The sequence below is a fragment of the Vibrio mytili genome (assembly GCF_049563345.1).
Taxonomy (GTDB): domain Bacteria; phylum Pseudomonadota; class Gammaproteobacteria; order Enterobacterales; family Vibrionaceae; genus Vibrio; species Vibrio mytili.
The window spans coordinates 685,145-709,019 of the sequence record NZ_CP110482.1 but is presented as its reverse complement, the minus strand read 5'-3'; the positions used below and the strand labels follow the sequence as shown (position 1 = coordinate 709,019).

Here is a 23,875-nt window from a genome sequence, read left to right as displayed (position 1 = left end):
ACAACGCGACAGTGACATTGTGTTGCTGGTAACAAAAGCCGGGCATAGTAATACCAAACTTAGCAAATATCTATACTACGACTTTATTTTTAGTAACATTAGACCAATGAAACCACGCGTATTTCTAAGTCTTGTGCTACTTCCTGATAGCCGTATCCTCGTTACTTTCATTGTCCCATCGGGTATTGACGACGTTCAGGAAAAGCACGCTTCGTATTTTGACTGTGATGTTATTCGGGCGTCTGGCTAGGCCTGATATATGATTAAAGAGTAGGGACACATCCTTACCTAGGTGACGGTGTCACTCATTAGTCGCCAAGTAAACGGATGGAAATGGATTATCGTAATGAACCAACGACGTGAATTGCAACTTTTCTCTTTTTACTTAGAGCTTACTTAGAGCCTGTTTATGACTCCATATATCTATGTAAGGGAGGAGGAGTTAACTTAATGAAAAATAAATGTATTAAATCAATTCTTGCCTTGGTTACGCTGTCACTACCGTCGTTTATCACTAACGCAGAGTCAGTCAGGCAGCAACTGAAAAAAGAGTTTGAACAAAGTTTTGCTAGCTCGATTGTTCTGTCGGATAGTGATGTATTGACTCTTGGTTTTAATCATTTTGACCCGAACGAAGCATTCAATATAGAGAATGAAGATATTGGCTCTAGAGACTCAATCGATCTTAGAAAACGAGTGACAGCTTATATTTTACCGTACAGCATCGACCTGACAGAACTGGAAGATGGTCAAGCGAGTTATTACTTCAATGGTCGATTTTACCTACTTGGTAATGAACAAGAAGTCTCTCTCGATCCAACAAAAACGCCGGATAAAAATAAAGAGCAAGTATATGGAGGTTATGTTGAAATCGAGCAAGAGCAGCAGATTACGGAACGAATTTCCTTGTCGGGAGCCATCGGTACCCACTTAATTTACTACAAGAATAACTATTCCTACCGAAGTGATGCGCTTGACGAGTATCGTGACTTATTTGAAGGTGTCTATTTTAATACGGACGCTTGGGCGCTTGTTGGTGAAGTTAACGCTACGTTTAAATATCAACAAGATAAGAACTGGGGGAGATGGTATGTCTGGTCTTCGCCACATTACTTTTATGGTACATCATGGGGGGACGCGAACTATGGAGAATTGGGTGAACCGGAAGGGTGGTATTGGGTTAATGGCATTAAAGCCTTTTATGATTTTGCAAACTTTGAAAATACCATACAGACTCTTTACGCCAGTATAAACCGGGTTGATATAGGTGCTGATACTCGTGAGCCAATCAATGCAACCAATTATTATGAAGCAAGCTTAGGATGGCTGATGACGCCTCCATTCGACAGTGATTGGATCGATAACGTAGGCATCGGTCTGACTATAAATTACGGCAGTGCACTCAAAGGAGGGAGTATTTCTTTGTTTTTTAATCAACAGTGAGTCAGAACGGTTAATGATTGTACTTGATACAGTTTCGACCGGCTTTTTTCGCTTTATAGAGCGCTTCATCCGCTAAAGCAATGACTTCCTCAGGGTCTAAAATACTGTGACTATCCGCTACGCCGAAGCTTACTGTCACCGATACTGTTTTTCTTTTTGGGTTGTCTTGTTTACCACGTTGCAATTGCCCTTGTTTATGATCATCAGGTCGAGAAGCGTCATTTCGCAGGACCATTTGATAGTTTGCAATCGATTCTCGCAGTGCCTCTAACGAGTCATGACATTCATCAATATATTTTCCCTTGTAGATAATGGTGAACTCTTCGCCGCCAAAGCGGTATACCTTTGCACCACCATGAACCTTATTCAGGCGAGAGGCGACCATTTTAAGGACATCGTCGCCAGTATCATGACCATATTTGTCGTTGAACTTCTTGAAATGGTCGACATCCAACATGGCGATAGTGTATTTGGTTCCTAAGTGTTTGAGATCAATATCAAGGGCTCGACGACTAGGGAGCTGCGTTAAGCTGTCGGTAAATGCCAGTTGATGACTGGCAGTCATAGAATAGATGATCATAAGTAAACCGGCTAAAGTGAACATCGTGCTTGATATATATTGAACATCAAAAAAAATGAATGTTGCTGACGCAAGTATCATCGCCGAATACGTCATGCCATGAATAATCTGATTGGTTTTAAGAACCAGAATGCCAAGAAAGCAAACAATGCCAATACAATATAAAACTAATATCAGAGGAAGCTTAGATATACTGGGCTCGATAAATAAGATACCGCTAGTCCACTCCCGAAACCCACCCTCAATATGAAATGTCAGCGTGATATACGACCAGATAAAAAACAACGACAACATTAAAATGTAGACGAGTAAAGATTTTGAATCGCCACCGTCTTTATTGAATAGAAATACTGCAAGAAAAGATACAGGCAATAATGTCGTTAAAATACTGAGTTCGATGAGTGTTGTACCAGATTGAAGCGGTACCTGAAGCCGGTGTTGAATGACAAAATAAGCTACGAGCATCGCCAAACACACCATTGACTCTCGCCCTTGCTTAAATGCATAGCACAGAATAAGTGCTCCGCAGAACAATATGTAAGGTAAGTTGATCGCTATACCCCAATTTGACTCCGTCATTTGTATGATGCTTTTCATACTGGCGATCACTAATCCCAAAAGCATTATTGGAAAGAAAAACTTGAAACCAGATGACGTCATTAAAGATGGGGACATGTTTATCCGTAACCTGTAACTTGTTAATTATGTCTATGAATGTTATTCAGCTTGTTGCTCATATTGTTAGTGTAGAGTGCTACATTGCAGAGTACGAAATATTAGTGAGTCAACAATCGTTTAAGCGTTAACAGCACACAAGGCGTCAACGACACTCAAGAATAAGTGTAACTTGTCATTAACCCAAGCTTTTTAGTCTGTATCCCAATAAAAACACATAGATTGATTAAATTAAGAGCAATCAAGGAGTTGTTAATAGCAACTAGTTGCTATAATTATATTCAAGTTAACTCAGAACGTTCGGTCTAGCGAACGCTTCCGAGTTTCAGGTTTGGTATCGCTCTGAATCATGTCTGTCGGAGTCGCGTTAGCCATACAACAGTATTATGGGGATAATCTGCAATGCACATCAGCTCTGAAGTACACAATTATATGGAAACCTTGGTCGGTCAAGTGTTGAACTTAGACAAGTACATCGTTCAGTTTGACCATGAACAACTGGCCGATATTGCTTGTTTAGCTTTGATCCAACTAAAGCCGGTATACATTCGTCATGACATCGACTTTTTATCATCGCTTCCCGAAGAAAAACTCTCTCAATTTAAGCAAAGTGCTGAAATAGCAGTAGAAAACGCCGCAGTTATGATACAAGATGACAGACGTCAAGACCGTAACCGTGATGTGCCTGTTATTCTTTCTCATACCCGTTATGATGGAGACAGCCAATTGGAATGGTTTGAGAAGCCAATCTTAAATATCACGAAACATAACTCAACTGCAGGCTAATGTCGGCAACATTACTGTCTTGGGATGGCGATTTGAACTTAGGCAAACCTTAGGAGGAACTGTGGGCTTTTTTTCGCGCTTGTTTGGCGGCAGTCAAAATACTGCTGAAGTAAAAACGGTTGATCCCGTAGAATATAATGGTTTTCTCATTTATCAGGAAAGCATTGCTGAGGGCGGCCAATATCGTATTGCTGGCCGCATTGAAAAAGAGATCGATGGTGAAGTAAAGTCACACCGCTTTATTCGTTCTGACGTACTTGGCTCAGAACAAGACGCTAACGAATTGATGCTCAAAAAATCGCAAATGTTCATTGACCAAATGGGCGACAAAATCTTTGATTAACAAATCACGACAATTTGATTCGAATCATCTAAATTAGAGCCATTAGTGTATATGCTGATGGCTTTTACTATTTTTAAAGACTCTTGGCTTAACTGACTGTTAATGAAGTGATTAATGGCCACTGGTTGGACCTCGAGCATGGAGCCTATGTGCTGTTTTTTTCTCAAGGTAAAGCTTTCGAGGGGCAAATAGCGTCATTTTCATTACCTAACGTTATAAGTAATGAAAGTTAGTATTTATATGACAAAAAACTTGTGTTCGAAGTGCTCGTTAGATTAAAACAGAATAACAAGAGGCACGGTATGTCAAAGGTGTCAATGTTAAGTAGGTGGTCCCAAGCGCCGTCGACAGATGTTTTCACTCACCTTGAGTGTTGACCAGATAAAAATAGAAGAGTGAGCGTCAAGGGTTTACGCTTTACGCTTATTTGGGACTAATTATAGATATGTATACAAGGAGTATGCGTTTTGCAAATAGGTGTACCTAGAGAGATACTTGCGGGAGAAACGCGAGTGGCTGCATCACCAAAATCGGTTGAGCAGTTGATTAAGTTGGGTTTCGATGTCGCCATCGAAACTCACGCTGGGGTGCTAGCGAGTTTCGATGATGCCGCTTATGAAGCAGCAGGTGCGAAGGTCGTTTCTAGTGAAGAAGTCTGGTTATCAGGCCTGATCCTGAAAGTAAATGCACCACACGTGGATGAAAAGAAGGGCATTGACGAAATTGCATTGCTACAAGATGGCGCGACGCTAATTAGTTTTATCTGGCCAGCGCAAAATGAAGAGTTGATGAAGCAGCTTTCAAGCAAAAATATTAACGTACTTGCAATGGATTCTGTCCCACGAATTTCACGTGCTCAAGCATTGGATGCACTGTCTTCGATGGCCAATATCGCAGGTTACCGTGCTGTAGTGGAAGCGGCTCACGAATTCGGGCGTTTCTTTACCGGCCAAATTACCGCTGCTGGTAAAGTTCCACCAGCTAAAGTACTTGTCGCTGGCGCTGGTGTTGCTGGTCTAGCGGCAATTGGCGCTGCGGGCAGTTTAGGTGCAATCGTTCGTGCATTTGACGTACGTCCGGAAGTAAAAGAGCAAGTTGAGTCGATGGGGGCAGAATTCCTAACAGTGGATTTCCAAGAAGACTCAGGCTCAGGTGATGGTTACGCGAAAGAAATGTCAGATGATTTCAACAAGAAAGCGGCTGAGCTTTATGCTGAGCAAGCAAAAGACGTTGATATCATTGTGACAACAGCATTGATCCCAGGTAAACCAGCTCCGACATTGATCACCAAAGAAATGGTCGACAGCATGAAAGCGGGCAGTGTGATTGTTGACTTGGCTGCTGCTAACGGTGGTAACTGTGAATACACCGTGAAAGATCAAGTTATTACAACTAAAAATGGTGTGAAAATCGTCGGCTACACTGACATGGTCGGTCGTTTGCCAACTCAATCTTCTCAACTCTATGCAACAAACCTTGTTAACCTTCTAAAACTTCTATGCAAAGAGAAAGATGGCAACATCAATATTGACTTTGAAGATGTGGTTTTACGTGGCGTTACCGTCGTGAAAGAAGGTGAAATCACTTGGCCTGCACCACCAATTCAAGTGTCTGCTCAACCTCAGGCTAAACAAGAGCCTGCGCCTAAAAAAGAGCCAAAAGTTGAAGAGCCGACTTCGCCAACCAAAAAGCTTGCAGCTTTGGTCATCGGTGTTGGTGCTTTTGCTTGGATTGCATCTGTGGCACCTGCAGCATTCCTGACCCACTTTACGGTATTCGTTCTAGCTTGTGTCGTTGGTTACTATGTCGTTTGGAACGTAACCCATGCTCTGCATACACCGTTGATGTCGGTTACTAACGCCATCTCAGGAATTATTGTTGTGGGCGCATTATTACAAATAGGGCAAGGTAATGGTGTGGTTTCATTCCTGTCTTTTATCGCTGTGTTGATTGCGAGTATCAACATCTTCGGTGGTTTCACCGTCACCAAGCGTATGCTTGAAATGTTCCGTAAAGATAAATAAGGGGTTACGATGTCTGCAGGATTAGTACAAGCAGCTTACATTGTAGCTGCATTATTTTTCATCATGAGTTTAAAGGGACTTTCTAAACAAGAGTCTGCGCGTAATGGTAACTACTACGGTATCGCGGGTATGGCGATCGCGCTGATCGCGACGATCTTTAGCCCGGATGCTCAAGGCTTTGGCTGGATCATTGTTGCGATGGCGGTCGGTGGTGCGATCGGTATTTTCTACGCTAAGAAAGTAGAAATGACCGAGATGCCTGAACTGGTTGCCATTCTACACAGTTTTGTTGGTCTGGCTGCGGTTCTGGTTGGTTACAATAGCTATCTAGATGCTCCTCAAGCTGCGACTCATGCCGAGCACGTTATTCACCTTGTGGAAGTTTTCCTTGGTGTGTTTATCGGTGCTGTAACCTTCACGGGCTCTATCGTTGCATTTGGAAAACTGCGTGGCGTGATTTCATCCTCTCCGCTTAACCTTCCTCATAAACACAAAATGAACCTGGCAGCGATTGTTGTTTCTACGCTTCTAATGATTTATTTCGTAAAAGCAGACGGCAGCATGTTCGCTCTGATTGTAATGACGTTGATTGCATTCGTATTCGGCTACCACCTCGTGGCATCCATCGGTGGTGCGGATATGCCAGTAGTTGTTTCGATGCTTAACTCGTACTCTGGTTGGGCGGCAGCAGCGGCAGGTTTCATGCTCGCAAACGATCTGCTGATCATAACAGGTGCGTTGGTGGGTTCTTCAGGTGCCATTCTGTCTTACATCATGTGTAAAGCAATGAACCGTTCGTTCATTAGTGTTATTGCCGGTGGCTTTGGTCAAGAAGTGGTGATTTCAAGTGATGAAGAGCAGGGTGAGCACCGTGAAACTACGGCGGAAGAAGTGGCAGAAATGCTGAAGAACTCTAAATCGGTGATAATCACTCCAGGATACGGTATGGCAGTAGCGCAAGCACAATACCCAGTCCATGAAATCACTGATGCACTCCGTGCTCAAGGTATCGAAGTTCGCTTTGGTATCCACCCAGTAGCAGGGCGCTTGCCTGGCCATATGAATGTATTGCTCGCGGAAGCAAAAGTGCCTTATGACATCGTTTTGGAAATGGATGAGATCAACGATGATTTCTCAGAAACCGACACGGTTCTTGTTATCGGTGCAAACGACACCGTAAACCCAGCGGCACTTGAAGATCCAAACAGCCCAATTGCAGGTATGCCTGTATTGGAAGTTTGGAACGCGAAAAATGTTATTGTATTCAAGCGCTCAATGAATACGGGATATGCTGGCGTTCAGAACCCATTGTTCTTTAAAGAAAACACCTCAATGCTATTTGGCGACGCGAAAGAAAGTGTCGAGAGCATCTATAAAGCGTTGTAATAAGCTTTTGATTTAAAATTATAAAAGGTCAGCCAATCGCTGGCCTTTTTTGTAATCCCTTCACGTTTGTATTGCGTTTGTTAGTATTGCGGGTTTTGCTCTCAGTGCATGCTCATCGTTTCGAAATCATCAATGTAATAGTAATGCAAATCCTAAAACGGACGGATGTTATTTGTTTGTTGAATGAGGTATAGTCTCATTTAATATCACAAGTAACGGTAAGAGTTTGATTAAACAGATTTTGCTTGCTTTCGCATCGATGCTGTCGCTTTTTTCAGCAACTGCGTTTGCCGATTCGCTACCAGAAAGAATAGATACGTTTACTGAGCTATTTAATTATGAATCGGCTCTTAAGTCGTACGATATTCGCATTCTGCAATCAAATTACCCTACAAAGTTGCTTGCACCGGACTCGCTGCTGCCACAAACATCAGACTACCCACTGAAAGATATTCAACAGCTGTACAGTCTTGCACTAACATGTCGGGGAAAACTGCCACTCAGCCCCTTGATTACTGAGCCTTTAGTGTTTACACGTGCAATTTGTAAAGGAACCCAACTGACCTCACGTTGGTTTTCTCGTAGTGGATTGATCCACCCCGGCGGTGGCACTTACGCGGCTCGTTATGTTGCAAAATATCCGGATCTTAAGTCTAAACTCTCTCAATATATGCACATCAAAGAGCGTGATAACGTCGATGGAGACGAGCTTCTCGCTAGTTTACAAAACATGACAGATGATGCGATTAACGCGCTAATCGCTGGAGCGAGCATGTTTATTGAAGAGGACGAAATCTGGTTACGTCGTGGTGATCGTTACTTTGTTTTTTCAAAAGATATTTGGCATAAAAATGTCGAAACAGCAGGGCTCTCATATACGCTAGCAGCACAAAGTCAGAGTTGTTTTGTAAAGCGCGGCAACATTTGTTGGGACGTAGAAGATCACTCACAAATTCTACGTATCAGCATGATCATACTGGTAATAGCGAACATCTTATTAGTTATTGGTTGGGCGGTGTATCGTTGGAATAGCAAACGTGAAGAATTACGCAGCCGCATGCTCGTTTTGCAGATATTAACTCATGAACTAAGAACTCCGATCGCTTCACTTTCAATGACCGTTGAAGGGTTTCGTCGAGAGTTTGAGCATTTACCTGAAAGTGTGTATGACGAATTTAGAAGATTATGCGAAGATACAAGACGGTTACGTCAACTTGCGGAGGCAAGCAAGGATTATTTGCAATCTGATAACCAAATGCTTGCAACAGACTGGGTACCATCGGTTGCAGAATGGTTAGAATATAAAATTGAAGAAGAATTCGAAAATGAAGTCCACCTCAACATAAATGAAGATGTGGCTGCTAAAGTTAATGTGTACTGGCTCGGTACATGTATTGACAACTTACTTCGAAATGCACTGAAATATGGTGAACCACCAGTTGAGTTGAACATACAAACCAGTGTAGGAAAAATCATCTTCCAAGTCCGAGATTCTGGCAACCTGACGTCTAAAGATTGGGCAAACTTGAGAAAACCATTCGTAAGTAAAAGCGGATTGGGACTTGGATTAACCATTGTTGAATCTATGGTGGGGCGCATGGGCGGCAAACTTTCCCTGATGGGACCACCGACAACCTTTATATTGGAGATACCTTGTGAAACAGACACTGCTTCTCGTTGAGGACGATAAAAACTTGGCTGATGGCCTGTTAGTGAGCCTGGAACAAGCAGGATATGAGTGTTTACATGTCGAGCGTATTGCAGACGTTGAACCGCAATGGAAAAAAGCGGACTTAGTGATTCTAGATCGCCAACTGCCAGATGGTGATTCTGTTCAAAGCCTTGCAGAATGGAAAAAAATTAAAGATGTACCTGTTATCTTGTTAACAGCGCTAGTAACAGTAAAAGATAAAGTTGCGGGATTGGATTCTGGGGCGAACGATTATTTGACTAAACCTTTCGCTGAAGCGGAACTGTTTGCCCGTATTCGAGCTCAATTGCGTGCTCCTGACGCCTCTGAACAGGAAAGTACCGATAAAGTACTAACAAAAGACTTGGAAATTGACCGTGCGACGCGTGAAGTAAAATATAAAGATGAATTTATTACGTTAACACGTACAGAGTTTGATTTGCTGCTGTTTTTGGCATCAAACCTTGGACGAGTATTCACACGTGATGAATTACTTGATCACGTATGGGGTTATAATCACTTCCCAACCACCCGCACAGTCGATACACATGTGCTCCAACTTCGCCAAAAACTACCAGGGCTTGAGATAGAAACATTGCGTGGTGTTGGATACAAGATGAAAGCTTAGAGCATAATGAAAGCACTTATTTCTGTTGCTCTGTCACTAGCACTAGTAAAACCAGTCCTTGCAGAGGACTGGTTTCAAACTAACACGCCGCTCACACAAGCACATCAGCATTTATTAGAAGATGATCTTGCTGGTATGTTTAATTCGTTAGTTGAATTATGGCAAAGCGAACCGACAAAAAACCTTACTCCACATTTGAATAAACTGTTAGCACAATCTCTTTCAAAAGATTGTGGCAAAGCGCTAACAGATGTGACTTTGCCTGACTGGATTAGTGGCATCAACGTTATTCGTCAAACGATTCAAAGCCCAGGTCGTGATACGTTTCGTTTAGTGGTGAGACTAAGAGCAACAACAGATATCGAAGATATCACGTTTCATCGTTGGGTCGACGACACAATCTCAGCAGACAGTTCATTAAATGTGGAACCACACACTGAAAGTGCCGAGATCGCAAACGAACGAAGCTATTTAAAACGTTACAATTTAACAGGCCGTCTTGAAGCGGGCTTGTATCATTTATCTATTACAGCCAAAAACAAAAAAACCTACGCAACATGGGTTATTTTAGGTGACTCTAATTCAGCCCAATATGTAAGGTGGACATCGAAAGAAGACTGGAAAGTAGAAAAAAGCGCGCTCAGAAATCCTCACTGTCCTTTACCTCAATTGGAAGTCGGGCTCTACGATTACATAGAAGGGCAATATGAACAGATTTGGAAAAAAACCTACGAGTCTAACTATCCAAGTTCGCTTGAACTCGCCGATGTTCCAAACGACCGTTACGTTCTTGCGGTAAGTATCAATAGTCGACGTTGGCAGGGAGATATTATTGTTGAGCAAGCTCAGACAATTAGCCGTACTTATGATTTCTCTCAAGATGAATAGTGAAAGAAGTGATAAATAACTCAAGGAAAAGAACTATAAATAGCTAAAGAAAGTACGTTTGTGCCGATATAAGTCTTAGGACGAACAACATTGCAAGTGTACTATGAACATTCCATTTAAAGTTATTGCCACCTCGGTTACAGCAGCCCTTATTACCAACGTTGCATGTGCCGCGACCTACGCAATTGAAGCTCGCAGTGATGCGATGGGTGGTGTAGGTACGGTGTCAGCATCATATCTTACTGCCCCTTTCTTTAACCCTGCGCTAACCGCGATTTATCGTCGCAATGATGACGCAGGAATGATAGTTCCAAGTTTTGGTTTCAATTACGACGACCAGTACGATCTCATTGATGAAATAGACCGTATCAGCAAACTGACGGATAGCACGGAAATTATAAATTCGTTAAATGAGATTAATAACAAGAAAGCGGACTTTAATCTTGGGGGCGTGATCGCAATTGGTATCCCAAACAAGTTTTTGTCTGCAACTGCGTATGGAAAACTATATACCGAATCATTTGTACAACCAACGATAAACACAACGGGTATGGACCCGCGCAATGACAGCTATGTTCAAGGTGTGAGTATTGGTGTCGCGGAGGCTGGGGTATCATTAGCCAAATATACCAATTATCTGAACCAACATTTATCGTTTGGTATTACACCTAAACTTCAGCGCATATACACCTATTCTTACGCAACGAGTCTTAGCAATTTTGATACGAAAGACCTCAGAGAGAATGAAACCGCAGAAACAATGTTTAACCTTGATGCCGGTGCCCTTTGGTTTTTTGGTCAATACAGACTTGGTATTTCAGCCAAAAACTTGATCGGCAGAGACGTAGAAACAAAAGCGTTTCAATACAACACCAACAATATCCAATCTTATAAATACAGTATGAGACCAGTCTACACCGTAGGTGCAGGTATCGTAGCTGATTACTTTACGATGAGTGTTGATTACGACTTAAATGAAGAAAAACGCTTCTCTGATTTTGATGACAACACCCAGATGCTGAGAGCAGGGGTTGAACTGGACATCTTAAGGCAAATGGCACTGCGAGCTGGTTACATGAAAAACCTATCGCGTAGTGATGATGATGGCACCATTACCGCAGGTATTGGGTTATCACCGCTCAACTTGATCGAGCTTGATATTGCAGCGCGATATACGAATGAAAACGCGATGGGCGCTTCCATTAATTTCCTTGCTACCTACTAATTCCTTGCTACATATTAAGTGAATCGTTATAGTCAGCTCCTCATTCAGAGGAGCTTTTTTATGTTTGACGATTTACCGCCTCTATCACATCAAGAGCAACAACAAGCCGTAGAGCAAATTCAAGAGTTGATGGCGAAAGGAACGAGTACCGCAGAAGCCATCAAAACTGTGGCTGAGAAAATTCGTGCTGAGTACGCTGCTAAACAACAAGATAATTAAAACAACCGATTCAAAGAGCAGGGGACACCTGCTTTTTTTATGCCCTCCACAAAATCTCCAGCCACGCCAAACTTGTTAACTTAAATTCGTTACCCCGTCACAATCATTATGGTTTTGGTTGGGGAGCGACGATAGTTTTTATCGCAACCCTTTTGGTAAAATTTTACTAATATAGTTTTTGCTCTTAAATTGCCTAGCCATAAATTAAGCGACAACAGACCCTAAACCGGAAAAATCTCTTTATTTACAATGTGTTAATTTGGATTTTAATGCTGAAAGTTTCCTGCATACACTTTTACATGTAATTAAATTACAGGGTGAGTTTTAATGTGAATTTCAGGCAGTGTAATATGCTGCATTTTGACAAAAGATACAGTGTCACATTTGTTTTTAGATTATAACCTAGCTAAATTACTAGGCTTCAAAGACAGTAAGTGCTGGCATACAACTAAGAAGTACAGTTAGACATGACTAATGAGATAGCCCAAATAGTCGCCAGTCGATTCAGACTTGACGCTTTTAGCAAGTGGTCAGAAATTTGCGGTGCATTAAGGTGGTAGTTTTCATTGAGCTAGCGTTACCCATTACCACCAAAACGTACTGGTCATTGGTAATTCCACAAGTGACAGTGTGACGTTCGTGAGGGATGAATACACATTTTGAGGCTTCGTATCGAAGCGTTAGGCAGGAAAATGCCAGAGTTAAAGCAACTTTTTTACTTGAAAATCAACGTAATTGTTCTCGGTAGACTAGACTTATTTGTGGGAAGTATCTGAAAACGAATTGGAGACATGTAATGAGCTACAAGCATATATTAGTCGCGGTTGATTTATCCGAAGCCAGTCAAGTTGTCATTAATAAAGCGATTGCTCAAGCAAAAGACTCAAACTGTAAACTCTCATTTGTCTATGTGGATGTTGATAGCGTCGTTCTCGAGCATGAAGTCGAACAAAAACTATCCCAAAGACTGCAATTACTAGCTGACCAAGCTGATTATCCGGTTTCTGATTGCCAAATCGTAATAGGGGATCTGCATATGAAACTGTCTGGTCTAGTTAAGGAACAAGAAATAGATCTGGTCGTTTGTGGCCATCACCATAGCTTGTTGAGCCGCATATTTTCATCAATTCCCAAAGTCGCCAACGCTGTTGAAGCCGATCTTTTGATCGTATATCTTGCTGATTAATAGGTGGAAGCCGAATGTTGTTGTTTGGCTTTAAATATGAGTTTCATGGGATGGTCAGTGACATCATCGATGTAGACCAGTAAGTAACATTATTCTCCGCTTTGCACCGCCAAAGAAACGATGAAACATGACGCTAATAACTGCGAACAGCGTCGAAACGCCATTAATGACGATTTACACAGCGAGTAGGGAGCCGATACCGTGAGCGTGTCGATTGACCTCGACGGGCTTCACCGTCAAATTGACATTTTCTTTCCAAAATCGAAGCCAGAACAAAGCCGAACCTTACTAGCGATGGGTTTCGGCTTTTTTATGTAAAATCTACTAAGCTAAAAGCATTGTAATTTGTTCCATAAGCAAAGTTATATGATTGATAAAATAAAAAATTGGTACAAGGGAACGCTTAAGACTCTCAACGATTCAAATACTTTTCATGTTTATACTGAGCGCCATTGGACGGCTGAATGGGCTAGAGTAATTGTAGAGTTTTATTTACGTTATTGGCAATGGATTTGGGGGGGCGTTGTCGTACCCATAGTTATTTTTTATGCACAGATAACCATAGGCAATTAAATCATCAACTACAATAGAGATGGAGTGAAGTATTTTGGAAGCTAAACAATATAAGGTGGCTATACCTAAAGGATATCGAATTTACTTTAAAGCCATAGATATTGCAGGAGCGCACCACAAAAAAAATGAAATAATTCACGTGATGAGAGCTAAGACTGTAAAGTTTGTATTAGAGCCAGAGCCAACTAATCCGTATGACTCCAATGCCATCAAGGTCATAGCGATTAAAAAGGGTTGGTTTTTCTCAAGTTCATTTCACATTGGCTATATACCCAAAAACATAGCAAAGCAAATTTGCGATAAATCTCTTCTTCTAGAGCTTATTCCTAGACCCAAGAGGGCTTGGTTTGGTGATAGAGGTGGGATTAGTTTTTCTATCGACCTTTTAGGAACTAAAGCGAATTACTCTTCATTCCAATCAGAATAATATTCACTTTTAAATCACTAAAGTGTTAATGAGTATGACTACAGTAAAAGAGTTACAAGATAAATTAGCGCAATACGAGCCTGACTTAAGTGTCGTTTTTTATACTGAAGACGACGAAAACATTCGAAGTGATTGCTTTTTGTTTGCGGACATTAGTGAGAAAAAAATCAACATCACTGAGGACGGAAAACCACGTATTATTTTTAAACAATCTAAAGATGCGATAAGTATGGTTGTAATCGATATATCTAGTGATAGGTAATAACTTATAGAATCCCAGTCTGTAAAACATGGGAACACTATTTTTCCGACTTCTAGAAGGAATCCACTCAGCGGCTTTCATCCAGCGTCCGCCACGAAACGGTAATGCATTTTCTTTAGCGGGGTAAACCTTGGGATAGTCAAAGTGCCCGTACATTTCTACAAACTGGCGATGCTCATCACGCCAGAACACGAAACTTTCCAATTCCTTGGGGCTGAACTCACGACCGGACGGTGTAATGAGTATCTCGCGTTCCTCACAGATTCGAAATCCAGACCAACGAATATCAATCATTGATCACTTTGTAACGTGAAAGGTCTTTGTCACTCATAGTTACCAGCATCCCAATGTCCCTTAAATAAGTTCACATAAGAATGAGGCTAGCCGCAGAACCAAAAAAAGAGACATTTTAACTTTGCTAAAAAGTGACATTACAACTTTGCTCTTACACCCTTTGTTATTCCCACTTTAAAATGTCCTATTGTCAGCAAAGTAGAAATGTCCGGTTAGATAAGTTGAGCAAGTAGGAGAGTCAACGTTTATTGGTACTGGCTTTGAAGGTCTCAGGGTTGATTAATACCGGGTTGATGATTCGTAACTGCTCCTGGATCGCCCGTTGTTGAGCCCGTCGTTTTGGGGCACTTTTGCTGCGTGAACGTTTCTGTTGTTGCTCGAATTCATCTTGTTGCTGTTGGGCAAATTTTAAAACTTGTCCTAACCGTTTGTTGTCGACGATTTGAGTCTGTTGAACGTGCTCAAGCTTATCAAAGGTTTTGAAAGGTAGCTTGCGATGGCCGTAAAGAATGGCGATGTCGCCGTTTGGGTAGTCCAATACTTTGACGTTCTCATGCACCAGTCGGGCGTTTTCTTCCGTATTTTCAATTAAGTAAACCACTTTATCGTACTGAAAGGTCAACGCGTTGGAGAGCTTACGAATTTCCTGCCAACTGAAAATATCGTCAAGTTCCTGCGGGGTTTCCCGAACTTTGCGGTGCATGTCTTTTGGATAGTGCGCCGGTTTGGCGAAGCGTCGGTTAAAATCAGCGATGAAGTAGGGAAGCCAGGCATTGGCGTGTTCCATATTATCAATACCTTGCAGACGCATTTCTTTCACTAAGCGATCCTGTAACGTTTGATTGGCTCTCTCGACACGGCCTTTGGCCTGCGAGCTGTTGGCACAAATCAGCTCTATACCCAGTTCGCGTAATATACGCCCATACTGAGTCTGGCCAACTTGCTTGTGTTTTTCTTGGTTAACCCGAAATATCGAGTGCTTATCACTATAGAACGCCACCGGTTTCCCATGCTCATTGAGGTATTCTCGGGTTGCAATCATATAGTCGAAGGCGGATTCGGTCTCGCTAAAACGCAGGTTCATCAGCCGACCGGTCGCATCATCGATGAAAACCAGCAGGCAGCACTTGTCGCTACGTCCTTCAAACCAGTCATGATGAGAGCCATCAATTTGGATGAGTTCGCCTAAGCAGTCACGACGATAGCGAGGTTGATACACACGGGGCTTACGCTGTGAATGTGGCACCCAGAGACCATCGGCAATCATCCATTGACGGAGGGTTTCTTTACAGACGGCGAGATTATGCTGCTCAGTCAATTTTTCTAAGGCAAACGTAGGAGAAAAATCACTGTAGTGTTCTCGAATGATCTCTAGGACAGTAGCCTTAAACTGACTTGAATAACATCGGTTACTGGGACGACCTCTGGCGGCGTGCGCTAATGCAGAGGCACCTTGTTCATTTAGCAAGGACAAGAGCCTACGAACTTGTCTAGTTGAAAGATGTAGGATGTCAGCGGCATCCATTTGGCTTAATCGATGGTCACGTAAATCACTAAGCACTTTAAATCGCTGAATATCACGTTCACTCATAGCAATCAGCATCGGTTGATGTCCTCAAACGAATGGATTTCCATAAGTATAAGAGGACATTTTGAAATAGCTCATACCGGACATTTCTAAATAGCTCCTACACCCTTGGTGCGCATTATATCTGCTTATGTTGAATAATCATCAACTTACGTTATATACCAATTCGTTTAATAAACGAGGCGTATATGACAAACTTTCGAAAAATGAACAAGAATTACATTTTTCGTGAATTCGAATGCGGATTAACCATAGAAGAGACAGCAAAACTTTGTTTTAAAAGTGTGACAACTGTCAAGAAATGGGACAAGGGAAAGAGCATACCGCCAGAGTGTAAACGCCTGATGAGGATGAACAGTGGGAGGGAACTAGCCGCCTCAGAAGACTGGGAATTTTTCAAAATGCATAAAAACAAATTAGAGCTACCAACAGGTCAATTTGTTACAGCGCAACAAATCCTCACAGGCATAGCACTACTAGAACTAGGGGCAGAACCAGATTTGATGATCGCAAAAGAGATCATGAAATACGTTAGAGCATTAACCAAGATTAAGAATAATACCTAAAAGGTTTAAAGGCTCATGGAGGAGCCTAAACCTTAGCGTTCCTATGATTGAAGTACCACAAGGCTATTCCTACGAACTGAATCAGTAGCGAAACGATATAAATAAATAAAAACTTACTATCTATCCCCAAGAAAGGTGTTGGTTGGATCATAACAAGTACAGTATGCGGAGATAAAACTGTAAGGTTCAAGATATTAATTATAAGAGCTGCATTGGCTAGAGGGTCCGTACGCCTAAACGCCAGTATAGAAAAGAAACCGGACAATGCTGACAATAAAAAACCAAGGATAGGGGTCATTACACCTAAGACACTGAGTAAAATAGAAACAATACCAAAAGCAGTCATTATAAACTCCAAAAAATATATCAGAAGCGTTTATACATCAGAACTCGCTAACGCTCAAACACTGCCGAGCTACGCTTGGAAATACAAGGGGTTAAGTGAAAGCCTGATAGTTTGGTGGAATTTACCCCCGTAATACAGGACGGGGGTTCGTCCTCCGCTGCGCTCCGCCTCCTCAGTTTTCGTCGTTGTCGCTTATTGTCGGACAAACAAAAAATCTTAAATCGAATAAAGAGCAAAGGTAAATCAATCTCGACACTCGATTGATTTGGAGAACTATGATTGATAGGAGCAAGAAACGAGGGCTGGCAGTGCCCTGAACCCAAAACAAGGCTTAGCAGGGCGAGGGGCGGCAGCTTGTCAATTGAATCTAGAAAGCTAACCGCGCCGTTTAAATATAGAGATCATTTGAGTTAAGTGGGCGGCTTGGTGCTTCGCTTGCACTTCGTGCGTTGCTTTTCCCTACGGGGTTTTGATTTGCAATTGCTGAAAGTGAAGCAAGTGCGCCAATGGCGCAAAATATAACAAATCAGTTAAATTAAATATAAAGCGATTTAAGAGTGTTTTTATAAACCCTTAACAATAGTATTAACCGAATCAAAAAACACCCACACAAGCGCATAGAGATTATTTTACTTTGTCAACATGTAATTTAATGTAATTAAAATAATTTAACGTGACACAAATAACACATTAAAAATGTCAAGACTTGAATTTAATATTTTTTTATGAATCTAATTTTCACAACTCGTTATCCCTCCGGGGCGCACTGAATAAGACAGAGATACCAAATTGAAGCAACTCATAAGCAAATAAGGCCGCAAAAGTACCGCCAAAAGTATACCAGAAAAAAAACAACGCCAAATCCGCAAAATCACTAGGTGCTATCGTTATCATTTCCATTTGAAAGCCTCACATTATAAAAGAGTTATCTTTCATGGCATCGGCACGAAGAGCGCCAACACTTGAAAGACCAGAATCTAAACTGTCACGTTCTTTAGGTTTGGCCATATCCCAGGGCTCACAAGTGATCATACTTTTAAGCTCACCTTGTTTTAACACCATCAAGCATTCATCTATAAGTTCGAAACTAACGTCAACCGCATCAAGATAACGACGATTCAACGAATAAAGCCCATCATCGGTATAAGCATTGATGACAACATCAAGCTTGCTCTTACGAGTGAACTTATCACCAACCTTATCGAGCTCAATAGAACGATGAAACCCAGATAAATAAGCCTTTTTCAAACCCTCAAAATATAGAACTTGATTTACAGGAACAAAACCAGAATCCACTTTGTTACTAGCCGAATCGCCAGACCCACTAGGATGTAAAACATCAGCCCCTTTAGAATTGGACGGAGCTTGGTTAGTCGAAACAGGTTCAACGTGAACGCTATTATTCGTCGCTTGAGGTTCAATTGTTGAAACCTCACTTTCATCATTAAAATATAAGTCATACACACCCCAAACAAACCAAATCGGACAGATAATAATTAACGCTAAAGCCATAAAGAATTTAGGTGAACGAAACAAAGTATTCATACCACCGGATTTTGTAGCGGCTCCCGTTCCCGTGGACTTATAAAGCAAGTGGGCCTCAATTGGGATTTTCTCAGTAAAAAGGTTTGGATCCTTTTTTTGAGGGATAACAGGTTTAGCCGTGTTGGTAGGGTGCTTATAAATAAAAGGCTTGCGTTTAGCAAAAAAGAAACCATCACGGTTTTTGTGAAAGAATGCTTGTTCAGCACACGCCTTTATTGAGCTATCAATTTGTTGCCAGTCGGGAGACAACAACTCAATATCCCAGTTATATTTACGGTGCCTCATAAAACCCTCATTGTATGTTAGAGGGTAGATAATGCGCCCGTTTTCGTCATACTCAGCCACGCCCAAATCGTCAACCTCACAAGATTGCAAAGTGTTCATATCAACGGGAACATGACGAGAATCAAATAGCTCTTTGTAACCTTTAGGCAGGTTTGGCAAGAAATGTTCAAGTGGTTTGTATTTTATCTTACGACCATCAAAACCAATATTCTTTGAAAAGATATCCTGACACTCATCAATAACAATCAAAGCATTTAGAGGGCACCAACAAAAAAAGTGTTGCCATAAATCAATGCCAATTTCAGAGCGAGAAAATATGCGAATTAATCGTGTTGAAGATGGAAACTTGATATTTAAACGCTTTTCAATTTCTTCTAGTGGCTGCATACCCTCAAAATTCGTTACTACAACTCGACCCGCCTTTAGTGCAGGAAGAATAACAAACCATGCAGCATAGGCGGATTTATAAGAGCCATTGCCGCCCGTTCTTATAGTAATTGCCATATTATCACCTTGACATGCGCATAATGATTGACGTTGTTACACAGTTCATATAAATAGCAACACCGTCAGGGACTTTAAATAATATCCCCCAATAACGAAGCTCAGAGGGAAGCATATTAAATAAATCAGTAAATAAAGTTTTAAATCCAATTTCATCAAGCAAAGTAGTAGCCAACAAAAAAGAAATTTTCAAAAATTTAATAGCCGCCCAAAATTTCATTTTAAGCCACCAATACTGTAACCAGACAAAAAAGGCGTCAAAATAACTATCAATATTGTCGAAATAGTTCAAAACAGTAGAGCCAAAGGTCACCAGATAATCAAAGAATTCAAACATTAAAAAGACCCTCCAATAGCACGAATACCCGCCAAGCCCGCCAAGAAAATAACTATTGCGCCAATAATTGCAGCGTTATCTCTGAGAGTATCTAAGGCAACATTATTTTGAGATATGGCAACACCATGCCAATTCAACTCAATTGAATGAGCAACATAGTCACCAGAATTAACCTCACCAGAATAGAAATAATCCTTAAAGCTGTTTAACGTTTCTGTATATTCAGTTTCTAACGCTGCAACCTCATCAAGTAAATCATTTATCTTTTCACTAGAATAAAGAGGAATAGCTGGATTGTTAGAGCCATTCAGTGGTCTATCTGTTATTTGTCCTAACTTATCTGTTAAACCACCAATACCCGTAACGACATCACCAAACCCTTTTTCATTGGTATCATTCAAACCAGAAAGACCAGAAGCGACGCCCGCAACACCATCACCCAATGAGTTCAAACCTTTAGTTAGCTCACCAAAGCCATTGTTTAAAAGGTTATTGTTGGAGCTCAACAAGCTATTGGTAGTATTGCCTATTTGAGAAATCATATCGGATTGAGCATTAACAGCCCCCGCAACATGATTAGCTCCATCAATAACACTTTGTGTATTGGTATCAGTAGAAGCCTTTAGAGCATCGAGAGCAGACTTAGATTCAGCATGATTTTTGTTCATGTCGTTATTCATTGCAGTAAGCATGCCGTTCAAGTCATCATTCATTTTATAAATGGAGTCTCGTACGTTTTCAGCACCTTCAACTTCTGGTTGCTCTTTATCAGGACTTGGAGAACCAGAACCGCCACCATCGGGAAAAGTAGGGTCTGACAAATCACCACCGGAAGGAGGATTGACGTCAGAATCTGAACGACACTCATCCCAGTTTGGCGAGAACATAGTACAAGGCTCTTCTTGTGGAACATCACAGTAATCATTCTCAGGAGAACAACACATGCCGTATCTTGGATCCCAATCAGGATGATTTTCATCACATTTATTTTCATCATCCAAACATGCAGGAAATGAAGGGGAACCCGGCTCACAGCCCTCAGGTGGAGGTGGAGCAATATCGCAAGACATTCGAAAGTCAGGCGGGTCAACTTGGTCATTACAAATAATTGTTGGAGAGCCACCATCAGCAAGACAAGATGACTCATAGTCCCTCATCTGTTGCTGTGTTGATTCTTGGGAACAGAACGGAATTGGCGGCGCTTCAATACAACCACCCGTAACAGGGTCATAGGCCTCAGGTGCACGACACGTTTTAGTGGACTGAGTCCACCCATCACAATACTGCTCATCCTTGCCCATATACTTATAAGTGCCACACATACGAGAACCAGAAATAGATGGAGACGAAAGCGGCAACAGCCCCGGATGGACACATGCTGTAGTAGCAGCCCAAACCCCAAGCAAACCCTGTAACGTTCCAGATGACGGAGTGTCCCCACCACAACTGCGTTCAGCAAAAAAAATAGGGCCAGACGTTGTAGAAGCAAAAGCACTAAACGAAACACTCAATAAAATAAAAAGTAACGTAATGCTTTGTTTAATACTCATAAATAAGCCTCAAAAAAAACGCCCCACTAGGAGGCGTTAACACCAGATTTAAATCCCCCGACAAAGCCGCCAAACATCGAGAGAGCGAATAAAAGCGTGATTGTCGTGGTATACAAATCTTGCATAATTACGAACGCATTGAACCAATCATCATGCGAAGGCCGAAACCGATAGCCGCTAGGCCGATAAGACCGACGACAACTAGCGTATAGTTAGCTTGGCCTTCATTTACAGCCGTATTGATAGCTTCAGAATGGTCAGCCGCGAAAGTTGCGCCAGAAGCTAGAGCCGCTGTAGTACCTGCAAGTAATTTTTTCATAGTATTTCTCTCCAAAAGGTTTTTAAAAATTAGCCTCGACCGAGGCCTTTAACGATTCGTCCAAGCACATGCCCAGACACAAAAGACAACAACAAATATCCGGTAATTTCCGCATAAAATGCAGCGTCAATATCAAACTGTAAATTTGCGCTTTCAGTCATTAACAAATAATCATCATGACTTGAAATTACAAAGGTACAATTATCTAGCGGCTCATACGGAAAAGCCGTAATTGTTCCGTCCGTCTTAATTTCCGCACAAACCGATAAAGCCATAATTATTTCAACGACTCAGCCATGAATTTTTTGACATCATCATCGACTGGTTTAAGTTCCTTGATTTCGTTTTGTAATTTGTCAGGGTTGAACCACGGCACAAGCTCGTATTCACGCAAAGGAACAAGCGCACGTTTTTCAATTAACAATTTTGCATAGTCGTCATTTAAACGAATTTCGTCTTTACCGAAAGGAAGGTCAGTTGTTAAACCTGTTACTTCGATTTCAATCTTGTCATTTTTAACAGGTGAGGTAGGGTGCATTACTTTTAAAAATGCCTCAAAACCTTGACCACCGTTAGGAAAACGACGACGAACCACATTAGCCACTAAAACGGACATACCTTGACTCCTAAATATTGTTTAAGTAATTGCAAATCAGTATCAGGAATATCAATTTCTCTATCCCGATGCTTTTGAGGTATTAAGAGACCAAACAATTGTTGTAAGTCTCCATCATAGAATGAATATAATTCAGCAAGTGTTTTACCGACTTGTTGACGCGCCCACGCTGTTTTACCTTTAATGTCTAAAACAGTTTTTTTGGCTTTTAAGCCTAATGAAATACCGTCCGTTACTTCCATACTGGCGGAGAAATCACACAGGCCAGCGAAGAACGCAGCCGGAGCAAATAAAACATCAATGCTACATTTCTTCAATTCGACTTCGGTACGAATCCAAACAATCGAATCGTCTTTAATTTTCTGCTCTTGCTTTTTGTCATAAATACGCCAGAACACTTTTGACTGACGAGAACCAACAGTAATACCCGTAATGTTCTCTTTTCCGTTACCGTCATATTCAACGAACGGGCGCATTTTGGGATAGTTACCACGCGAGCTGGTACGAAACGCACCATCAAAAAAAGCCGTTGACGCGTAATCAATACCAAAGTTCCCGTTAAAGTCGTCCATCGCTAAATCAATCCGCGCTAACGAAGTCACACCCAAACCGACATTAAGTGCCTGATACAGCTTTTTAGGCGTGGTAAAGTCAAACAGGTACTTACAACCCAATCCTGACACCTGAATATAAATAGTGTCATTGTTGCCACCGAAGCCAACCAAGCCGAGTTCATGCGTTCCATTCTTATCCAACAAGACGAACGAGTCAGCGTAACCATGAAGACCGCGACCGCGAGGCGGTGAAAGCGTCATTCCAAAATCGTGATAAATGAAATTTTCGAATAGCGCCTCAAACGTGTTGTACACATCAATTTCATAATCGCGCACACGTTGATTATGCTCATGAGTAGAAAGAGCAGGGCTTTTCACTGGATACACAGGCAAATGAAACGGGTAACGCTTGCTATATTTAGCCAAGTGACGCAAGTCACGAATAGGGAAGCTAAACGCCAAGTGATCAACAATAAGCGGTTGACGTCTCTCAGCTTCAAGTTGGAAATCAATGTCATAACGCACAGGCAAAGACTCCCTTTAATACCAATTCTTGATAGTTTTCATCTGTTATTTCGACCAATTCATATTCATCATTCCCATACGTAACCGCTAAGAACTGATGAAACTCGAATTCATTCTTAAAGAAGTGATGGCCCCACACGAAATAAGCGTTGATGCCTATTTGGGGTTCATGGTCGAAATAAACAGAGTCCATTATTTCGACTCCAATTTAGAGTAGAAATCACGCTTTTGGCCTTGACGAATGCAATCTTCGACTTTGATTTTTTCGATAAAATCAACGCGACCATCGGAGGCGTAATCAATAGCCATGTTGCCGCAAAACTCATGGTCCAAGTAAGCTGAATATTGGTCATAATCTTCGTATGAAATCTCAAATTTATCCCAAAGGTGACTTATAGCGGCATAAATAACATAAACACAAAAAAAGAATGGAACACATTTCATAAAGCCAATAGAGGCGTGAATGTACTGATATTTAGTGTGTTTTTGGAGGAAACTCGAAAGACGCATG

25 protein-coding genes and 1 pseudogene are annotated in these 23,875 nt (G+C 41.5%); 13 read left to right on the top strand and 13 right to left on the bottom strand.

The genetic code is table 11. The annotated features are described in order from the left end of the window. Window positions 1–450 precede the first annotated feature (450 nt). The gene (locus ONE56_RS16835) at window positions 451–1,443 is read left to right on the top strand and encodes a Solitary outer membrane autotransporter beta-barrel domain (protein ID WP_052481484.1); all 993 of its coding nucleotides are present in this window, start codon (window positions 451–453) and stop codon (window positions 1,441–1,443) included. A 10-nt stretch (window positions 1,444–1,453) separates the two neighbouring features. Here ONE56_RS16835 and ONE56_RS16830 read toward each other — a convergent pair whose 3' ends face one another. Next, the gene (locus ONE56_RS16830; RefSeq protein WP_423840517.1) at window positions 1,454–2,698 is read right to left on the bottom strand and encodes a GGDEF domain-containing protein; all 1,245 of its coding nucleotides are present in this window, start codon (window positions 2,696–2,698) and stop codon (window positions 1,454–1,456) included. Between the two features lie 402 nt (window positions 2,699–3,100). Between ONE56_RS16830 and ONE56_RS16825 the strand changes: the two genes are divergently transcribed. The 11 genes from ONE56_RS16825 to ONE56_RS16775 all read left to right on the top strand — a co-directional run bounded on the left by ONE56_RS16825 (window position 3,101) and on the right by ONE56_RS16775 (window position 14,073). Further along, a complete protein-coding gene (locus ONE56_RS16825) occupies window positions 3,101–3,484 on the top strand; it encodes a late competence development ComFB family protein (protein WP_041154497.1) in 384 nt (127 codons plus the stop codon). Window positions 3,485–3,545: 61 nt separating this feature from the next. Further along, entirely contained in the window at window positions 3,546–3,827 is a 282-nt protein-coding gene (locus tag ONE56_RS16820) for an HlyU family transcriptional regulator (protein ID WP_041154498.1), read from the top strand. 467 nt (window positions 3,828–4,294) lie between these two features. Then, the gene (locus ONE56_RS16815) at window positions 4,295–5,851 is read left to right on the top strand and encodes a Re/Si-specific NAD(P)(+) transhydrogenase subunit alpha (protein WP_423840516.1); all 1,557 of its coding nucleotides are present in this window, start codon (window positions 4,295–4,297) and stop codon (window positions 5,849–5,851) included. A gap of 9 nt (window positions 5,852–5,860) precedes the next feature. Further along, window positions 5,861–7,237, top strand: a complete 1,377-nt coding sequence (gene pntB / locus ONE56_RS16810) for a Re/Si-specific NAD(P)(+) transhydrogenase subunit beta (protein ID WP_423840515.1) — start codon at window positions 5,861–5,863, stop codon at window positions 7,235–7,237. A gap of 259 nt (window positions 7,238–7,496) precedes the next feature. Next, a complete protein-coding gene (gene vxrA, locus ONE56_RS16805; RefSeq protein ID WP_331438965.1) occupies window positions 7,497–8,918 on the top strand; it encodes a sensor histidine kinase VxrA in 1,422 nt (473 codons plus the stop codon). Then, the gene (gene vxrB / locus ONE56_RS16800) at window positions 8,893–9,555 is read left to right on the top strand and encodes a response regulator transcription factor VxrB (protein ID WP_041154500.1); all 663 of its coding nucleotides are present in this window, start codon (window positions 8,893–8,895) and stop codon (window positions 9,553–9,555) included. Before vxrA ends, vxrB begins: the two co-directional genes overlap by 26 nt. A 6-nt stretch (window positions 9,556–9,561) precedes the next feature. After that, window positions 9,562–10,443 carry a DUF2861 family protein gene (locus ONE56_RS16795; protein WP_084735598.1) on the top strand — a complete coding sequence of 294 codons (882 nt, stop codon included), beginning with the start codon at window positions 9,562–9,564 and terminating at the stop codon, window positions 10,441–10,443. A 103-nt stretch (window positions 10,444–10,546) separates the two neighbouring features. Further along, window positions 10,547–11,668, top strand: coding sequence for a conjugal transfer protein TraF (locus ONE56_RS16790; protein ID WP_423841140.1), 1,122 nt, complete (start codon window positions 10,547–10,549; stop codon window positions 11,666–11,668). A 60-nt stretch (window positions 11,669–11,728) separates the two neighbouring features. Next, a complete protein-coding gene (locus tag ONE56_RS16785; RefSeq protein ID WP_423841139.1) occupies window positions 11,729–11,887 on the top strand; it encodes a YoaH family protein in 159 nt (52 codons plus the stop codon). Between the two features lie 796 nt (window positions 11,888–12,683). Continuing rightward, on the top strand, window positions 12,684–13,073 hold the full coding sequence (locus ONE56_RS16780; RefSeq protein ID WP_041154503.1) for a universal stress protein: 390 nt from the start codon (window positions 12,684–12,686) through the stop codon (window positions 13,071–13,073). Between the two features lie 607 nt (window positions 13,074–13,680). Further along, window positions 13,681–14,073: an HIRAN domain-containing protein gene (locus ONE56_RS16775; protein ID WP_423841138.1), complete on the top strand. Its 393-nt coding sequence runs from the start codon at window positions 13,681–13,683 to the stop codon at window positions 14,071–14,073. A gap of 307 nt (window positions 14,074–14,380) precedes the next feature. Here the strand turns inward: ONE56_RS16775 and ONE56_RS16770 are convergent. Continuing rightward, window positions 14,381–14,623 (bottom strand): annotated as a pseudogene (locus ONE56_RS16770) (phage protein); the annotation flags it as partial. Window positions 14,624–14,867: 244 nt separating this feature from the next. Then, entirely contained in the window at window positions 14,868–16,220 is a 1,353-nt protein-coding gene (locus ONE56_RS16765) for an ISNCY family transposase (protein ID WP_423841146.1), read from the bottom strand. A gap of 185 nt (window positions 16,221–16,405) precedes the next feature. Between ONE56_RS16765 and ONE56_RS16760 the strand changes: the two genes are divergently transcribed. Further along, window positions 16,406–16,783: a regulator gene (locus tag ONE56_RS16760; RefSeq protein ID WP_423841137.1), complete on the top strand. Its 378-nt coding sequence runs from the start codon at window positions 16,406–16,408 to the stop codon at window positions 16,781–16,783. Between the two features lie 25 nt (window positions 16,784–16,808). Here the strand turns inward: ONE56_RS16760 and ONE56_RS16755 are convergent, their stop codons facing one another. The 10 genes from ONE56_RS16755 to ONE56_RS16710 form a co-directional block, all read right to left on the bottom strand. Next, window positions 16,809–17,129, bottom strand: a complete 321-nt coding sequence (locus tag ONE56_RS16755) for a hypothetical protein (protein ID WP_423841136.1) — start codon at window positions 17,127–17,129, stop codon at window positions 16,809–16,811. Between the two features lie 909 nt (window positions 17,130–18,038). Further along, entirely contained in the window at window positions 18,039–19,463 is a 1,425-nt protein-coding gene (locus ONE56_RS16750) for a zonular occludens toxin domain-containing protein (protein ID WP_423841135.1), read from the bottom strand. A gap of 4 nt (window positions 19,464–19,467) precedes the next feature. Further along, window positions 19,468–19,800, bottom strand: a complete 333-nt coding sequence (locus tag ONE56_RS16745; protein ID WP_423841134.1) for a DUF2523 family protein — start codon at window positions 19,798–19,800, stop codon at window positions 19,468–19,470. Further along, on the bottom strand, window positions 19,800–21,350 hold the full coding sequence (locus ONE56_RS16740; RefSeq protein WP_423841133.1) for a chemotaxis protein: 1,551 nt from the start codon (window positions 21,348–21,350) through the stop codon (window positions 19,800–19,802). The genes ONE56_RS16745 and ONE56_RS16740 overlap by 1 nt, the downstream gene beginning before the upstream one ends. A gap of 127 nt (window positions 21,351–21,477) precedes the next feature. Beyond that, complete coding sequence (locus ONE56_RS16735; protein ID WP_423841132.1) at window positions 21,478–21,669, bottom strand: hypothetical protein; 192 nt, start codon at window positions 21,667–21,669, stop codon at window positions 21,478–21,480. Between the two features lie 29 nt (window positions 21,670–21,698). Further along, window positions 21,699–21,944 carry a hypothetical protein gene (locus tag ONE56_RS16730; protein ID WP_423841131.1) on the bottom strand — a complete coding sequence of 82 codons (246 nt, stop codon included), beginning with the start codon at window positions 21,942–21,944 and terminating at the stop codon, window positions 21,699–21,701. A 2-nt stretch (window positions 21,945–21,946) separates the two neighbouring features. Beyond that, window positions 21,947–22,285 (bottom strand): DUF1293 family protein, encoded by a 339-nt coding sequence (locus ONE56_RS16725; protein ID WP_423841130.1) that lies wholly within the window; start codon window positions 22,283–22,285, stop codon window positions 21,947–21,949. After that, window positions 22,273–23,364 carry a replication initiation factor domain-containing protein gene (locus ONE56_RS16720; RefSeq protein ID WP_423841129.1) on the bottom strand — a complete coding sequence of 364 codons (1,092 nt, stop codon included), beginning with the start codon at window positions 23,362–23,364 and terminating at the stop codon, window positions 22,273–22,275. The genes ONE56_RS16725 and ONE56_RS16720 overlap by 13 nt, the downstream gene beginning before the upstream one ends. Beyond that, the gene (locus ONE56_RS16715) at window positions 23,354–23,557 is read right to left on the bottom strand and encodes a hypothetical protein (RefSeq protein WP_423841128.1); all 204 of its coding nucleotides are present in this window, start codon (window positions 23,555–23,557) and stop codon (window positions 23,354–23,356) included. The genes ONE56_RS16720 and ONE56_RS16715 overlap by 11 nt, the downstream gene beginning before the upstream one ends. After that, window positions 23,557–23,874: a hypothetical protein gene (locus ONE56_RS16710; protein WP_423841127.1), complete on the bottom strand. Its 318-nt coding sequence runs from the start codon at window positions 23,872–23,874 to the stop codon at window positions 23,557–23,559. The genes ONE56_RS16715 and ONE56_RS16710 overlap by 1 nt, the downstream gene beginning before the upstream one ends. Between the last annotated feature and the right edge of the window lies 1 nt (window position 23,875).

Excerpts from the sequence above, each read along its gene's own strand:
- ONE56_RS16825 (WP_041154497.1), top strand. The coding sequence starts at position 3,101 with ATGCACATCAGCTCTGAAGTACACAATTATATGGAAACCTTGGTCGGT.
- ONE56_RS16780 (WP_041154503.1), top strand. The coding sequence starts at position 12,684 with ATGAGCTACAAGCATATATTAGTCGCGGTTGATTTATCCGAAGCCAGT.
- ONE56_RS16710 (WP_423841127.1), bottom strand. The coding sequence starts at position 23,874 with ATGCGTCTTTCGAGTTTCCTCCAAAAACACACTAAATATCAGTACATT.
- pntB (WP_423840515.1), top strand. The coding sequence starts at position 5,861 with ATGTCTGCAGGATTAGTACAAGCAGCTTACATTGTAGCTGCATTATTT.
- ONE56_RS16745 (WP_423841134.1), bottom strand. The coding sequence starts at position 19,800 with ATGTTTGAATTCTTTGATTATCTGGTGACCTTTGGCTCTACTGTTTTG.
- ONE56_RS16730 (WP_423841131.1), bottom strand. The coding sequence starts at position 21,944 with ATGGCTTTATCGGTTTGTGCGGAAATTAAGACGGACGGAACAATTACG.
- ONE56_RS16785 (WP_423841139.1), top strand. The coding sequence starts at position 11,729 with ATGTTTGACGATTTACCGCCTCTATCACATCAAGAGCAACAACAAGCC.
- ONE56_RS16740 (WP_423841133.1), bottom strand. The coding sequence starts at position 21,350 with ATGAGTATTAAACAAAGCATTACGTTACTTTTTATTTTATTGAGTGTT.
- vxrA (WP_331438965.1), top strand. The coding sequence starts at position 7,497 with ATGCTGTCGCTTTTTTCAGCAACTGCGTTTGCCGATTCGCTACCAGAA.
- ONE56_RS16735 (WP_423841132.1), bottom strand. The coding sequence starts at position 21,669 with ATGAAAAAATTACTTGCAGGTACTACAGCGGCTCTAGCTTCTGGCGCA.
- ONE56_RS16755 (WP_423841136.1), bottom strand. The coding sequence starts at position 17,129 with ATGACTGCTTTTGGTATTGTTTCTATTTTACTCAGTGTCTTAGGTGTA.
- ONE56_RS16830 (WP_423840517.1), bottom strand. The coding sequence starts at position 2,698 with ATGTCCCCATCTTTAATGACGTCATCTGGTTTCAAGTTTTTCTTTCCA.
- ONE56_RS16835 (WP_052481484.1), top strand. The coding sequence starts at position 451 with ATGAAAAATAAATGTATTAAATCAATTCTTGCCTTGGTTACGCTGTCA.
- ONE56_RS16795 (WP_084735598.1), top strand. The coding sequence starts at position 9,562 with ATGAAAGCACTTATTTCTGTTGCTCTGTCACTAGCACTAGTAAAACCA.
- ONE56_RS16725 (WP_423841130.1), bottom strand. The coding sequence starts at position 22,285 with ATGTCCGTTTTAGTGGCTAATGTGGTTCGTCGTCGTTTTCCTAACGGT.
- ONE56_RS16790 (WP_423841140.1), top strand. The coding sequence starts at position 10,547 with ATGAACATTCCATTTAAAGTTATTGCCACCTCGGTTACAGCAGCCCTT.
- ONE56_RS16765 (WP_423841146.1), bottom strand. The coding sequence starts at position 16,220 with ATGAGTGAACGTGATATTCAGCGATTTAAAGTGCTTAGTGATTTACGT.
- ONE56_RS16750 (WP_423841135.1), bottom strand. The coding sequence starts at position 19,463 with ATGGCAATTACTATAAGAACGGGCGGCAATGGCTCTTATAAATCCGCC.
- ONE56_RS16715 (WP_423841128.1), bottom strand. The coding sequence starts at position 23,557 with ATGGACTCTGTTTATTTCGACCATGAACCCCAAATAGGCATCAACGCT.
- ONE56_RS16760 (WP_423841137.1), top strand. The coding sequence starts at position 16,406 with ATGACAAACTTTCGAAAAATGAACAAGAATTACATTTTTCGTGAATTC.